Raw genomic sequence first — 13,426 nt, forward strand, 5'->3', positions numbered from 1 at the left:
CGGCTGTGGCACAGTCATGCCCATGATGACCCCGTACGCCCGGCCCGCCGCACCCGCCCGGAGGCACCGCCGCTCCCTCGCCGTCGCCGCGCTCCTGATGGGCGCCGCGCTCGGCGCGACGGCGTGCGGCACGGTACGCGCGGACGGCCAGGGCGCCGGGTCCGGTGCCGGTCGCGCGGACGCGGGAGGCGCCGGGGTCGGGGGAGTCGCGACCGGGACGCCGTCGCCGCGTACGACCACCGCCGCGCCCGCGTCGCCGTACGCCGAACCGGGCGCGGGCGACGGCGCGCCCCACTACCAGGAGAACAACGGCTTCCGCCGTCCCCGCGCGATGTCCGCCGCGAGCGAGGAGCAGGCGCGGGCCGAGGCCCGGCGCGTCGAACCGGTCCTCAAGAAGCTCTGGCAGCGCAAGGAGTGGGACGCGGCCGGTGTGCGCACGGCCCTGCTCGGGCTGGGGTACCAGGAGCGGCGCACCGGCCCCGGGGGAAAGGTGCTGGGCGGCAAGCTGGTCGTGGAGCCGATGGCCCCGCGCTTCGAGACGGACCACTACGTGACCCCGCCCGGCGCCCGCGTCGGCCTCTACGTGCGCCCCGACGCCTGCGTCACCGCGTTCGTGCAGCCCACCAACTACCAGGTGAGCGTCAACGGCCCCTACCTGGAGACGGGCTGCTTCGAGCCGCCGACGGGTCACTGACCGCCCGCGCTCCGGATCGCGGCCGGGACCCGCGGCGGGGAGAGGCCGCGGGCCCCGGCGGCGACGAGGTCAGCCCTCGTCGCCCCCGTCGTCGTCCTCGTCCCCCTCGAAGAAGTCGCCCACCTCGTCGACGACTTCCGCGGCGACCATGCCCCCGACGACGCCGACCGCGAGCCCCGCGGCACCGGCGGCGACCGCCGTGCCCAGGCCGGGGCCCGCGTGGTGACCGCCTCCGTGGTGACCGTGGTCGTCCTTGTGGGGATGGCCGCCGTGATCGCCGTACCCGCCGTGGCCGCCCTGGCCTCCCTGGGCGAAGAGCGCGCCCCCGTGGGTGTCGTGCCCGCCGTGTCCCGTCGGGGTCCCGTACGCGGCCCGGTCTTCGACCAACTGCCGCATCCAGCCGTCCACCTCGGCGTTCCAGTCCACCTGTGCGACCTCGTCGTGGCTCACGGTGAAGCGGGCCAGCGCGTCCTGGCCGCCGGAGAAGAACCCGCTGCGCTTGTCGGCCTCGATCACCACGTCGAGTCCCGCGGGACCGGCCAGGAAGGTCACCTCGACCTCGTTCACCCGCCCCGCGTACCGCGGCGCTGGGGTCAGCTCCACCTCCTGGTAGAAGGGGAGTTGCTGCCCCGTCCCGCTGATGCGCCCCAGCTCCAGGTCGGCCGACCGGAACCCGAAGCCCAGCTGGCCCAGCGCTTCGAGTACCGCCTCCTGCGCGGGCAGCGGACGCACGGCCAGCGGGTCGAGGTCGCCCTTGTCCCTGGCCCCGGCGACGCCCAGTTCGGTGCGCACGCCGAGCGTGATGCCCAGGCCCTGTCCGTGCAGCTCGGTGATCGGGGTCTCCCACGGCAGCGGGAAGGAGAACGGCACGCTGTGCCGCTCCTCCTGGGCCAGCCGGAAGCCCCCGCCGACGGTGTGCCGGTGGAAGACGACGAAGCCCTCGGACTCGCCGTCCTCGTGCTCGGCCTCCACCCGGGCGACCAGTTCCAGCGTGAGGTGCTCCACGGTGAAGTCGGCCTTGCCGCCGTGGAGGTGCACCTGGCCGCTCAGCGTCCCGCCCGGGACGGCCGGCCCGGGGTCGAGCACGGTGTCCACGGAAGGGCCGCCAACGCCGAGCGAGCCGAGCAGTCGTTTGAACACCATCTGGCGTCCACTCCTTCATCTGGCATGCGGGGTTCATCTGACGCGTGGTTCATCTGACGTGTGGGCTTGAGCACTTCGGGCGCCCACACCTTCTCTGAATCTACAGGCGTGTAGAAGCATAGGGCCGAAAGGCCCGCCCCCGTGTCAGCCGGGGCCGGTCGTGGCGTCGCGGCTCGAACAGCGGGACGGTCTTCGTCGAAGGGGGCGACCACCAGTGGTGACGGGATACGAGGAGGGCCTGGACGGCACGTCCCGCGCGGCGCTCGAGGAAGCCGCGGCCGTCTTCGGACTGCTGGGCTCGCCGGTACGGCTGCGCATCCTCCAGGTCCTGGCGCGCGGTGAGAGCAGCGTCGCGCACATCGCCGAGCGCGTGGGCGGGGCGATGTCGACGGTCAGTCAGCACCTGTCGGCCCTGCGGCTCTCGGGGCTGGTGGGCGCCCGCCGCGAGGGCAGGCGCCAGGTGTACTTCCTGGAGGATCCGGGCGTGGTCGAGGTGGTGCAGGTGATGGTCGGACAGCTGGCCCTGCGGGCCGAGTTGCGCCCGGACCTGGCCCGGGGCCCGGGGCGCGGGGACGCATGAGAAGGGGTGCTCCGGAAGCGGCGTGACGGCGGGTGCTCCGGAATACGCGTGACGGCGGGTGCCTCCGGGAGGGCCGGGGGCACCCGCCGTGCGGTGCGAGGGGCCGTCGATTCGAGTGGGGCGTCCTTTCGAGGGTGGCCCGAGGCGGCGCGGTCAGCCCTTGCAGACGCCCCGCTCGTAGTCGTACGTCGCCGTCGCGCGCGAGTACGTCCACTGGGGTGCCAGCAGGCCGTCCTTCAACTGGGCCGCGGCGGCCGGGCTCTCCACCACGTAGCCGAAGTCCTGGAGCCACGACGGGTAGAGGTTCTTGGAGCCGATGTAGAACGCCGAGTCGTCGACCGAGACCAGCTTGTGGTGCTGTGCGTAGGGGTGCCCGTCGGCCCACTTCGGGCTGTCCGAGCTCCGGAAGGTGGCCAGTTGGAGGTTCGAGCACATCGCGGCGCGGGCCCCCGGCCCGTCACCGGTGAGCCGCGCCAGACGGGCGCGCAGGGTGTCGCTGATCTCGTCGAGCGACTTGATCTGCGAGTAGCCGCCGCTGCCGACCGCGCCGCGGTTGGCGGGGTCGCTCACCACGATGCGCACCTTCACGCCCGCGGCGAGCTTCGCCGCCAGGGTGTCGTACAGCCGGATGTCGTAGCGCGGGAGCGGCGGGCAGGTCGCGTTGAGGTCCTGCTGCGAGATCTCGACGTGGTCGCGGGCGCTCGCGACGAGGGCGCGCAGGGCGCTCTCCTCGGGGTTGACGGTGTCGTAGTCGCGGTCGGCGTTGGTGTTGTCGTGCAGACCGACGACGCACTTGGTGTCGGGGGCGGTGGGGAGCACGGGCCGGTACGGGGACGCGGGGTCGCTCGTGCGGATGCCGACGCCGAGCCCGCCGACGGCGATGACGGGGACGTCTCCCACGGCCCCGGCGGTGCCCGTCGCCCCGGTGTCCGCGCCGCCGCCGGCCAGGGACGGCAGACAGGTGGCGCCCTTGGACGCGGCGAACCAGACGCTGGCGATGTTCGCCTTGTTCTCGCAGGTCCAGGACCACAGGACGTCCAGGTACTTGCCCGCGGAACGGGCCGCGGGACCGGTCAGCGCCAGGTCGACGTCGGTCACCGGGTGCGCGGTGTCGAGGTAGTCGCCCTTCCAGCTGTTGATCCCGCCGGTGACGACCGAGGCGTTGTCGACGACGAGCAGCTTGGAGTGGTTCCAGGAGAAGGCGGTCTTGGACGTCGTCATCGAGGCCACGTTCAGCTCGACGCTGCCCGCCGCCCCGCCGAGCCGCGCCACCAGGTCGTCGCGGTACTTCGAGGGGAGCACGTTGAGGTGGTAGACCGGCGCCGCGCCGACCATGACCCGGACCTTGAGCTTGTTGCCCTTGGCTACCGAGGCCTTGAGGCCCGCCGCGATCGCTTCCTGGAAGGCGCCGTCGGGGAACGGCGCGAGGGTCGAGATGTCGACGCTGTGCGTCGCCCGGGCGATGTTCTCGGTCACCTTGGCGAGCAGCCGCCGGGTGCCCGGGCGGTCGCCGCACGTGTCGTCGCCCCAGCACCCGGGCGTCTGGAGGAGCCAGTCCGAGGGGTCGTCGGCGGAGGAGTCGAGCCGGTTGCCCGAGGTCCGCTCCCAGACGCTGCCTTCGAGCCCGGGGGAGACCCCGCGCAGGGACCGCTCGACGGCGTCGAGGTGGGGGGTGGAGGTGGCGGGGGAGCCCGGAGTGGTGGGGGAGTCCGCGGTGGCGGGCGCCGCGACGAGGGCGGTGAGGACGGCCGAGCAGGCGACCGCGCGGCTGCCGAGGCGTATCGCGGTGCGTCGGGCTCGGGGGTGTGGGGGGTGGTTCCGGTGGGTCACGTTCACTTCGCATTCCGATAGGCGCCGAGGGGCGCGCCTTCAAGATCAACTTCGCGAGACTAGCAACCCCTTACGGATGCTTTGTACCTCGCTGGGAAGAATTGGCCGAGAAGGAGCGGTAGTTCGGGCGTGCGGCGCCCGCTGTCCGTGGCTCCGGCCCCCGGTTGTCCGGCGGGCGGCGCGGACCCTCCGTCACGCGTCGCGCAGACCCCGCAGGAGCAGGGCGACCAGGCGGCGCGGGTCGTAACGCTCGTCGTCGTCCCGGCCGATGCACAGGTTGCCGATGCCGCGGAGCAGTTCGTACGGGCGCGTGCCCGGCCGGATCTCGCCCGCGGCCGTCGCCGCGTCCAGGAGTTCCTCGACCACCGGCAGCAGGTGGTCCAGGAAGTACGTGTGGAGCGTGGCGAACCGCGTGTCGTCGGACTGGAGGGCCTCGGCCAGGCCGTGCTTGGTGACGAGGAGGTCCACGAAACCGTCGGTCCACGCGCGCAGTGCGTCGAAGGGCGAGCCGGACCGGGCGAGGAGGTCGGGGCCCGCCTGGGCGCACTCCTCCACCTGGTGCCGGAAGACGGCGGCGACGAGCTCGGCGCGGGTGGGGAAGTGCCGGTAGATGGTGCCCATGCCGACCCCGGCCCGGGCGGCGATCTCACGGATCGGGGCGTCGACGCCGGAGCTCACGAACACCTCCGCCGCCGCGTCGAGCAGCTTCTGCTGGTTGCGCACCGCGTCGGCGCGCTTGCCCGCGGGGGCGGGCGGGCGCGCCGCGTCTCCGGGGCGGCTGGCAGGGGGCACGGGGTCTCCTCGCGTTCGTGGCGCCCCACTCGCGCGGTCCGTGTGGGCGGTCGCGGTCGGGTGCGCCCGGGTGGTGATCCGGGGCGGTGGTTCACGGCGGTGATGCGGGGTCCGACGGGGCCCCTTGCTAAGCGGAACGCTGTTCCGTATCGTAATCGGAGCGACGTTCCGCTTCAGCTTAACGCCTGGGCCGACGCGCGCCCACGCCTCCCGACCTCCAGGAAGAGGCCCCTCATGAACACTTCCGCCCCCGACGTCCTGGGCAGTCCCGTACCCGTCCTCTCGTACGGTCCCGTCGTGCTGTCCGTCCCCGGACGCCCCGTCGACCTCCAGGTCCGCGTCACCGCGCCCGCCGAAGGCACCGGACTGCCGGTGATCCTCCTCTCCCACGGGCACGGCAGCTCCCACCACCTCTCCTCGCTCCACGGCTACGCCCCGCTCGCCGAGCGGTGGGCCCGCCTCGGGTTCGTCGTCGTCCAGCCCACCCACCTCAGCTCCGCGACACTGAGCGGCACCGTCGCGGACGAGCCCGGCGCGCCCCTCTTCTGGCGCTCCCGCGCCCAGGACATGTCGTACGTCCTGGACCGCCTCGACACCATCGAGCGGACGGTCCCGCTGCTCGCCGGACGGGTGGACCGCGAGCACGTCGCCGTCGCCGGACACTCCCTGGGCGGCTTCACGGCCGCACTGCTCCTCGGCGCGCGCGCCACCGAGACCGGGGCCGGAGCGGCGCCCGACCTGCGCGACCCCCGCATCACCCAGGGCGTGCTGCTCGCCGCCCCCGGGCGGGGCGGCGACGTGCTGAACGGCTGGATGGCCGACCGGGTCCCCTTCCTGCACACCGTCGACTTCTCGGGGATGACCACACCCGCGCTGGTCGTCGCGGGGGACAAGGACGACTCCCGGCACTTCACCGACGTCGGCCCCGACTGGCACGCCGACCCCTACCGCCTCGCACCCGGCCCCAAGACACTGCTCACGCTCTTCGAGGCCGAACACGGACTCGGCGGCATCGCGGGCCACGACGCCGAGGAGACCACCGACGAGAACCCCGCCCGGGTCGCCGCGCTGGCCCGGCTCACCGCCGCCTACCTGCGCACCGCCTTCGGCATCGACGACGAGGCCTGGCCCGCCGCCCGGGCGGAACTGGCCACCGGGACACACGCCTTCGGCACCGTCGAGACCAAGCCCGCCGAGCCGGGGGTCCGCCCGAGCGCCTGACCTCCCGAGCCCTCGGCCGCACCGCCGCACCGACGGCGACGGGGCCTCCCGCACGTACCGGGAGGCCCCGCCCCGCGACCACCCCGTCGGGGCGGTCACCTCACACCTCGTACCTCGCCCCCCCGGATCAGAAGCGCCCGTTCGCGGCCGAGAGCCCCGGCGGCGTCGGCAGCGGGAGCCGCAGCTGGTTCTTGGCCGTCGACGCCGGCGTACGGCACGTCAGGTCCTTCGACGGCAGCTTGCCCGTGGTCAGGTACGCCGTGGCCGTCTTGTCGGCGCACGACTTCGAGCCGTAGATCCCGTGGCCCTCGCCGTCGAGCACGGTCACCATCCTGGCGCCCTTCATGGTCCTGCGCAGTCCCTGCCCGCTGACCAGGGGCGTCTGCGAGTCCCACTGGTTCTGCAGGATCAGGGCACCGACCTTGTTGTCCACCTTCGTCGCCGGCTCCGCGCCGTTCTTCCAGAACGCGCACGGCATGATGTTCGACACGAAGTCCCCGTACAGCGGGTACCGCGCCTTGTCCCGGACCGAGTCCTTGCGGTACTGCTCCGGGTCGCGCGGCCAGGCCCGGGTGTCCGCGCAGACGACCGCCCAGAAGGCCGCGTCCGAGTTGTCCTGCGGGACGGCCGCGGCCGAGGCGGCACTCCTGGCGAAGGACGGCGCCGCCGGACTCTGCGCCGAACGCCCTTCCCGGCGCACCGACTTGCCCTCGGCGGCCTTCTTCAGGTCCGCCACCGCCTGCGCCGCGTAGTCCGCGTCGAAGAACATCGCGCGCTGCGCCCGGATGTCGTCGCCGCGCAGGGGTACCCCGTCGACCACGATCGGCTTCCGGTCGGCCCTGGCCACCAGGTCCCAGAAGGTCCTGGAGACCTTCGCCGGGGTGTCGCCCAGGCGGTACTGCGCGTGGTGCAGGGCCGTCCACTCGGTCCAGCGCTTGAACGCGGGCTCGGCGCCCTCCGCCCACACCTGGATCATGCCGCGCCAGATCCGCCCCGGGTCGACGGCGCTGTCCAGGACGAACCGGTCCGTGCGCTGCGGGAACATCTGCGTGTACACGGCGCCCAGGTACGTACCGTACGAGTAGCCGAGGTACGAGATCTTCTTCTCACCGAGCACGGCACGGATGACGTCCATGTCGCGCGCGGTGTTGCGGGTCGTCATGTGGGGCAGCACGGCCCCGGCCTTGGCCTGGCACTTGCTCGCCACCGTCCGCGCCCACTTCACGTCCTTGGCGAACGTCGCGGGCTTGTACGGGTGCTCCCAGTTCCGGTCGGTGTCGTTGAGCCCGCAGCTGACCGGCGAGCTCACCCCCACGCCGCGCGGGTCGAAGCCGATCAGGTCGTACTGCCGCTTCACCGCCGTCGGCAGCTCGCTCGCCAGGTACAGCGGCATGTCGAGCCCCGGGCCCCCGGGGCCGCCGGGGTTGATGAGCAGCGCACCACGCCGCTCCTTGGCGCTGGCGGCCTTGATGCGCGACACCGCGAGCTGGAGCTTCTTGCCGCCCGGGTGCGCGTAGTCGAGCGGCACCTTGACGGTGGCGCACTGGAAGGTCGCGGGGAGCTGCGCGTCGCAGCGCTTCCAGACGGGCTTCTGCTGGGTGTAGGGCTTCAGGGGGTCGGCGGCGGCAGGCTTGCCGGCGGCGGGTGCGGCGGCGACGGCGAGGCCGGGCGTGAGCCCGGACACGAGTGCCGCTGCGGCACCGACGGCCAGGACGGGAGCTATTCGTCTGCTTCGCACAGTGATGGAAGTCCTTGGTGGATGAGTGACTGGTCGACACTTACCTTGTCGCAGTGCCGGGTTGGGCGAATCCGCCCCGGGGGCCGGGTCGGCTCCGACCCCAGGGGGAGCGGTCCCGCCCGCGAATGGTTCCGCAGGTGGACAACGCGACGGGTGGTTTTCGCGTCCGGGCCGAAGGGCCCGTCGGCGGCGGCAGTTGGGCGTCTTGGGGTGGAGTGTCCGGGTCGCGTGGGTCCCGTGGCTGGCGGGGGCCGACTGGGCGTGTCGACGGCTGCCGGGCGCCCCAGGGCCAGTTGAGCGTCGGGGCCAGTTGAGGGCCGCGGCCAGTTGAGCGTCGGTGTCAGTCGAGGGTCGGTGTCAGTTGGCCGTCGGGGTGATGGTGCCGAAGGCGGCGGCGACCATCGCGGGTATCAGGCGGAACTCCGAACCCGTCAGCGTGCGGGGATTCAGTGCGTACACCACCCTGCGCGAGAGGTCCCTGGTGGCGAACATCCCGCTGGTGTAGCCGGGGCGTGAGCCGGTCTTCCCCCAGACCACCACCCCCTCCTCCGTCTTCACCCGCATCAGCCCGGCGCTCATGCACGCCCGTCCCGCGTCCGTGGCCGTCCGGCACTGGCTGTTGCGGTAGCTGGGCACGTCGGGGACGGCGAACAGCTCGGCCTGCTGCGCGGGCGGCAGCAGCCGACCGCCGATCAGCGCGCCCAGGAAGCGGTCGAGGTCGGACGGCGTCGAGATCATGCCTCCCTCGGACCAGGGCCAGGGGCTCTGCCTGCTGACATCCACCGGCGCGGGGGTCCCGTCGGCGCCCGTCACCGTCAGATAGCCGTGCGAGTACGGGGCGGGCAGCCGCGTGTCGTGGGCGTCGGGCACCTGGGTGTCCCGCAGGCCGAGCGGGCCGGTGAGGCGGGCCCGTACCTCATGGGCGAAGGAGTGGCCGGTGACCCTCTCCACCAGCATCCCGGCCACGAAGTAGTTGATGCCGTTGTACTGCTGGGCGGTCCCCGGCTCGAACGCCATCGGCTGCCCCTTCACCAGGTCGACCACGCGCTGCGGCGTGAACGACGCCGACCGGTTGACGGCGAACCACTCGGCACTCCCGTCACCGAACTCGGGACTCGCGGCCGGGCGCGGCATCCCACTGGTGTGGTTCAGCAACTGGCGCACCGTCATCGGCTTCAGACCGGTCGGCAGGACGCGCGGCAGATACCGCTGGACGGGAGCGTCCAGGTCGACACGGCGCTCGGCGGCGAGCTGCAGGACGACCGCCGCCGTGAAGACCTTGGAGACGCTGCCGATGCGGACGTGCCCGTCGGCCGGCACCGGGGCGCCGGTGGTCAGGTCGCCGACGCCGGACGTCCCCGTCCACGCACCGGCGGAACCGGTCACCCTCAACAGCGCGCCCGTGACGTCCCCGTCCGGCAGCCCCGCGATCGACGCCCGTAGCGCGGCGGGGTCCAGCACGGGCAGGCGTCCCGTCGCGGCGGAGACCGCCGCCGGGCTCTGCCGCACCCCTGGCGAGGCGGCGAACGCGCCGGTGGCCGGTATGGCGGCACCCGCCACCAGGGTGCCCAACAGGGCACAGGCACCGGTGAGCCGGGTCCAGCGGGCGAGTCGGGCAGGGTGGTTCACGAAGATCTCCTCACGGTGGCGCGTCGTGATCCAAGTCTTCTCCTCGCCGGTCCCGCGTCCCATCGGGAAGATCCCCGAGCGGACCCCCACTCCTCCCCGAGACCGTCTCGGGGGCGCGTCCCCGAGCAGCTTCGCGCCCCAACGTCGAGTGCGACACGACCCCTTGGCCGGTTCGCCCCCCTGTGGTGGACGCGCCGCCTTCCGTAAGCTCATCGTGTCCGATTCCATGCCCGTGTCGGATTTCATGCCCGTGTTCGTGCCCGTGCGCGTGTTCGCGCCTGCGCCCGTGCCCGTGTTCATATCCGTGTCCGTGTCCCACCGGCGGTCCTGGGGGTTGGCGTGTTGTACGCATTCGGCTTCGAGCGGGTCGGTATCGCGGTGGCCGACCTGCACTTCCGCGACCCGGATCCGCTCCCCGGACAGGAGACCCCCGAGAGCGGCGTACGCGTCGAACTGCGGCTCCTCGAACGCGGCGAGCTCCCCGGGACCATCTACTCGGCGCGCCCCATCACGATCGGCCGCCCGCTCTGGCGGGTCGACCTCCTGCAGGACGCCGACGCTCCGCCCCACACCTTCGACCGCACCCACCACCACCCGCGCTTCGACGCGTGGGACCCCGGTCCGCGCGTCTTCGTCGAGGAGCTGTCCCGCGACCCGCTGCTCTGGCTGACCAGCAAGCTCAGCGACGTGCCCGCCCTGCTGAAGGAGTCGGGCATCCCGGCCGGGGAGGTCCCCGAGGCCGACGCGGACGCACTGCGCAGGGCGGCGCCCGAGATCGCGGACACCGTGCGCAGGTTGCTGGCACGCGTCTGGTCGGGCGACCTGCGGCACGACGCGACGGACGGGGGCGCGGAGCCGGTGACGAGCATGCGGGTGAGCTGGCTCTGAGGGTGGCCCACATCGGTGGGCGGCCCGGGTGGCGGCGGCGGTCCGGAAGCTCCCGGTCCGGTGGCGCGAGCGTGGCGTGCCGGTGAACATCCGACCGCAAGCCCCGTGCGCGCGACCGGACTTCGAGCCTCCCGTTCCCCTGAACTTCTACGCCCCTGTAGATTGAGGTGTCGTCCCGGCCCCGCCCGCCCTGGAGAGTGCATGTTCGGCTTGAGCGAGATCGCGATCCTCCTGGTCGTCGTCATCGTGCTGCTCGGGATCAAGAAGCTCCCCGAGCTCACCCGCAGCGCGGGCAAGGCCGCCCGCATCCTCAAGAGCGAGGCCAAGGCCGCCAAGGACGAGGGCGAGCCGCAGGCCGTCTACCAGGTCACCCGGGTCCAGCCCACCCCGGCGGCCCCGCCCCAGCCCGGCCCGGCAGCCGCGCCCCACCCCGGCACGGACACCACGGGCCGCTGACGGCGAGGAGGCCGGTGACGGCTTCCGTACGGAGCCGGGCGACCGTTCCCGTACGGAGTCCCCTCACCACCTCGCTGGCCCGCGGGTCCATCCGTACGGACCTCGGCCTCGCCCCGTACCCGGCACCGTGCTTAAGTGGGCTCATGACTGGTCAGACCCCCTCCACCGACGCCACCCCGGAGATCCCCGCCGCCCTGACGGCCGCGCCCGGGTACCAGGTGCGCCGGCTCTACCAGGCGTACCTCGCCCTGTGGGCGCGCGAGGTGGACCCGGTGCTGACCGGGCCCCAGTTCGCCGTGCTCCAGGCCGTGGAGGGCAACCCCGGCCGCGACCAGCGGTCGATGGCCGCGGCCGTGTCGCTGGACACCTCCACGATGGCCGACGTGGCGCGGCGCCTGGAGAACCGCGGCCTGCTCGCCCGCCACACGGCCGCCGCCGACGGACGGCGCAAGCTCCTGCACCTCACGGACGCCGGACGCGCCGCCCTGCGGGAGGCCAACCAGCGGGCCCGCACCCTGGACAAGCTGCTCCTGGAGTCGTTCGGGGCCGACGGCGGCGAGTCGCTGGTGTCGACGCTTCAGGCGCTGGCGGACCGGTGGGAAGCGCTGACGGAGGGCGCCGAGTAGTTCCACGGGGGCGTCCGGGGGCCGGGGTAGCTCCAAGTGGGTTCCCCGGAAGCCGGGTTGAGGGCCCCCTTGGCCAGCAGGCTCCCCGCGCACGGGACGACCGGCGGCAGCCCCAGCTCGGTGAGGATGCGGTACGCGGTCGCGGTCGCCGCCGAGAGGACGGGCAGGCCGACCTCGTCCTCCACCGGCTGCACCGCCGCCAGGGACGGCATCTGGACGCACGCGGACAGGACGAGGGCATCGGCGCGGCGCAGGTCCAGCTTCCGCCAGTGCGTACGCAGGTCCTCGGGGTCCAGGCGCGCCACGGCGAGGTTGTCGGGCACCTCCAGGCTGAGCGCGTCCACCACCTCCACGCCGCCGTCCTCGATGTACTCCACCACGCGCTCGGTGAGGGGCTTCATGTACGGGGTGATCAGCGCGACCTTCCGCGCCCCCAGGGCCTCGATGCCGCTGAGCAGGGCCCCGGCGCTGGACACCACCGGGGCCACGGAACCTTCCGCCCGCAGCGCGTCGGTGATCTCCGCCTCCGCCGTGCAGTGGTAGCCGGGACCCTGCGCCATGATGGCGACCAGGCACGCCGTGGCGACCACGTCGGGCCGTCCGTCCGCCAACTCCGTTGCGGCGCGGCCGGTTTGCGCGTTCATCGCCCGCAACTCCTCGGGCGTCACGTGCTTCATGCGCATGCGGCTGCTGTGGAACACGAAGCGGTCCTCGGGGATCAGCGCCTCGCGGGCGGCCAGCATGCGCGGCAGCTCCGTCTCCATCGTGAGGTTGGAGCTGGGCACGATCATGCCGATGTGATGGTCCGTCACTTTGCCTGTCCTTCGGTACGAATGGAGTCGGTGCGCACGGAGTCAGACCGCGTCGAGTCAGACCGCATCGAGTCGGTGCGCATGGAGTCTGCACGGATGAAGTGGGCTTCCAACCGCCCTCGGTGAGGCCGCCCACGGCCACAGTCAGCGACGCCCCACGGCGTCACAACATCGCCTCCAGCGCCGCGCGCAACCGCGCCAGGGAGTCCGCCGGGTTGTCCCAGAAGACCATGTGGCCCGCGCCCGGGATCTCGTCCAGGACGGCCACCGGGCGGCTGGCGGCCGCCTCCTTGGCGCCCTCGGCCGTGACGACCGCGCTGGTCGCCCCGTACAGCAGGTGGACCGGTTCGGGCACGCGCGGCCACCAGTGGAAGAAGTCCTCGGACTCGAAACCGTGGTGGGTCGCCGCGACGGCCTCCTCGGCGCAGCTGGACAGCCAGCGGGCCCGCAGTTCCTGCTCCCGGCGCGGCCAGGACGGCCACGACAGCGCCACCTCGTCGGCGGTGGTGCCGCGCCGGGCCTGGCCCAGCTGGTCCAGGAACGTGGCCAGCGTGGTCGGGTAGGTGCCGCGCCCCGGCCCGCTCAGGGGCGGGTCGACGAGTACGGAACCGCGCACCGGCACCCGGGCGCGCACCGCCACGGCCGCCGCGATCCGCGCCCCCATCGAGTGCCCGAGCAGCAGCGGGCGGTCCAGCCCCAGGTTGCTGACCAGGGCCTCGGTGTCGCCCGCGTAGGCCGCCAGGTCGTACGTCTCTCCGTACGCCTCACCGCCGTCGGACAGGCCACGGCCTCGCACGTCGAGCACCACCGGCCTCACCAGGTCCAGGAGTTCGCGCGCGACGAAGTCCATGCTGACGGCCGGGCTGGTGATGCCGGGCAGCACCACCAGCGGCGGCAGCGGGCCGCCGTAGTCCAGGGCGTGCAGCCGCAGCGGCCCGGAGCGGAACCAGCGGCTGGTGGCGGGCACGTCGCACAGATCGGCCAGTGTGCTCTGCGGAAGGCAGCGCTCGTTCATAC

At 73.1% G+C, this 13,426-nt stretch carries 13 protein-coding genes; 6 read left to right on the top strand and 7 right to left on the bottom strand.

The genetic code is table 11. From position 1 onward, the window contains the following. Positions 1-22: 22 nt before the first annotated feature. Positions 23-694, top strand: a complete 672-nt coding sequence (locus tag ABT160_RS20480; RefSeq protein WP_351649109.1) for a hypothetical protein — start codon at positions 23-25, stop codon at positions 692-694. 69 nt (positions 695-763) lie between these two features. On the opposite strand, the gene ABT160_RS20485 is transcribed toward ABT160_RS20480, so the two are convergent. Next, positions 764-1,837 carry a sporulation protein gene (locus ABT160_RS20485; protein ID WP_351649110.1) on the bottom strand — a complete coding sequence of 358 codons (1,074 nt, stop codon included), beginning with the start codon at positions 1,835-1,837 and terminating at the stop codon, positions 764-766. Between the two features lie 214 nt (positions 1,838-2,051). On the opposite strand from ABT160_RS20485, the gene ABT160_RS20490 reads away from it, so the two are divergent. Next, the gene (locus tag ABT160_RS20490; RefSeq protein WP_502984272.1) at positions 2,052-2,417 is read left to right on the top strand and encodes an ArsR/SmtB family transcription factor; all 366 of its coding nucleotides are present in this window, start codon (positions 2,052-2,054) and stop codon (positions 2,415-2,417) included. A gap of 153 nt (positions 2,418-2,570) precedes the next feature. Here the strand turns inward: ABT160_RS20490 and ABT160_RS20495 are convergent, their stop codons facing one another. Beyond that, positions 2,571-4,247 (bottom strand): phospholipase D-like domain-containing protein, encoded by a 1,677-nt coding sequence (locus ABT160_RS20495; protein ID WP_351649111.1) that lies wholly within the window; start codon positions 4,245-4,247, stop codon positions 2,571-2,573. 192 nt (positions 4,248-4,439) lie between these two features. After that, positions 4,440-5,039 carry a TetR/AcrR family transcriptional regulator gene (locus ABT160_RS20500; protein ID WP_351649112.1) on the bottom strand — a complete coding sequence of 200 codons (600 nt, stop codon included), beginning with the start codon at positions 5,037-5,039 and terminating at the stop codon, positions 4,440-4,442. A 234-nt stretch (positions 5,040-5,273) separates the two neighbouring features. On the opposite strand from ABT160_RS20500, the gene ABT160_RS20505 reads away from it, so the two are divergent. Further along, positions 5,274-6,260, top strand: a complete 987-nt coding sequence (locus ABT160_RS20505; RefSeq protein ID WP_351649113.1) for an alpha/beta hydrolase family protein — start codon at positions 5,274-5,276, stop codon at positions 6,258-6,260. 127 nt (positions 6,261-6,387) lie between these two features. On the opposite strand, the gene ABT160_RS20510 is transcribed toward ABT160_RS20505, so the two are convergent. Further along, positions 6,388-7,998 carry an alpha/beta hydrolase gene (locus ABT160_RS20510; RefSeq protein WP_351649114.1) on the bottom strand — a complete coding sequence of 537 codons (1,611 nt, stop codon included), beginning with the start codon at positions 7,996-7,998 and terminating at the stop codon, positions 6,388-6,390. A 357-nt stretch (positions 7,999-8,355) separates the two neighbouring features. After that, complete coding sequence (locus tag ABT160_RS20515) at positions 8,356-9,627, bottom strand: serine hydrolase domain-containing protein (RefSeq protein ID WP_351649115.1); 1,272 nt, start codon at positions 9,625-9,627, stop codon at positions 8,356-8,358. Between the two features lie 339 nt (positions 9,628-9,966). Here ABT160_RS20515 and ABT160_RS20520 point away from each other — a divergent pair, with 339 nt between their 5' ends. From ABT160_RS20520 to ABT160_RS20530, 3 genes are all read left to right on the top strand, one after another. Then, positions 9,967-10,515 carry a hypothetical protein gene (locus ABT160_RS20520; protein WP_351649116.1) on the top strand — a complete coding sequence of 183 codons (549 nt, stop codon included), beginning with the start codon at positions 9,967-9,969 and terminating at the stop codon, positions 10,513-10,515. A gap of 201 nt (positions 10,516-10,716) precedes the next feature. After that, positions 10,717-10,971, top strand: coding sequence for a twin-arginine translocase TatA/TatE family subunit (locus ABT160_RS20525; RefSeq protein WP_351649117.1), 255 nt, complete (start codon positions 10,717-10,719; stop codon positions 10,969-10,971). A 143-nt stretch (positions 10,972-11,114) separates the two neighbouring features. Continuing rightward, the gene (locus ABT160_RS20530) at positions 11,115-11,597 is read left to right on the top strand and encodes a MarR family winged helix-turn-helix transcriptional regulator (protein WP_351649118.1); all 483 of its coding nucleotides are present in this window, start codon (positions 11,115-11,117) and stop codon (positions 11,595-11,597) included. On the opposite strand, the gene ABT160_RS20535 is transcribed toward ABT160_RS20530, so the two are convergent. Together ABT160_RS20535 and ABT160_RS20540 are read right to left on the bottom strand one after the other, a co-directional pair. Beyond that, positions 11,549-12,409 (bottom strand): maleate cis-trans isomerase family protein, encoded by an 861-nt coding sequence (locus ABT160_RS20535; protein WP_351649120.1) that lies wholly within the window; start codon positions 12,407-12,409, stop codon positions 11,549-11,551. The genes ABT160_RS20530 and ABT160_RS20535 overlap by 49 nt on opposite strands. Before the next feature lie 163 nt (positions 12,410-12,572). Then, complete coding sequence (locus tag ABT160_RS20540; protein ID WP_351649121.1) at positions 12,573-13,424, bottom strand: alpha/beta fold hydrolase; 852 nt, start codon at positions 13,422-13,424, stop codon at positions 12,573-12,575. Positions 13,425-13,426 lie beyond the last annotated feature (2 nt).

The organism is Streptomyces sp. NPDC001941, assembly GCF_040296945.1.
GTDB lineage: Bacteria > Actinomycetota > Actinomycetes > Streptomycetales > Streptomycetaceae > Streptomyces.

Excerpts from the sequence above, each read along its gene's own strand:
- ABT160_RS20480 (WP_351649109.1), top strand. The coding sequence starts at position 23 with ATGATGACCCCGTACGCCCGGCCCGCCGCACCCGCCCGGAGGCACCGC.
- ABT160_RS20485 (WP_351649110.1), bottom strand. The coding sequence starts at position 1,837 with ATGGTGTTCAAACGACTGCTCGGCTCGCTCGGCGTTGGCGGCCCTTCC.
- ABT160_RS20505 (WP_351649113.1), top strand. The coding sequence starts at position 5,274 with ATGAACACTTCCGCCCCCGACGTCCTGGGCAGTCCCGTACCCGTCCTC.
- ABT160_RS20525 (WP_351649117.1), top strand. The coding sequence starts at position 10,717 with ATGTTCGGCTTGAGCGAGATCGCGATCCTCCTGGTCGTCGTCATCGTG.
- ABT160_RS20530 (WP_351649118.1), top strand. The coding sequence starts at position 11,115 with ATGACTGGTCAGACCCCCTCCACCGACGCCACCCCGGAGATCCCCGCC.
- ABT160_RS20540 (WP_351649121.1), bottom strand. The coding sequence starts at position 13,424 with ATGAACGAGCGCTGCCTTCCGCAGAGCACACTGGCCGATCTGTGCGAC.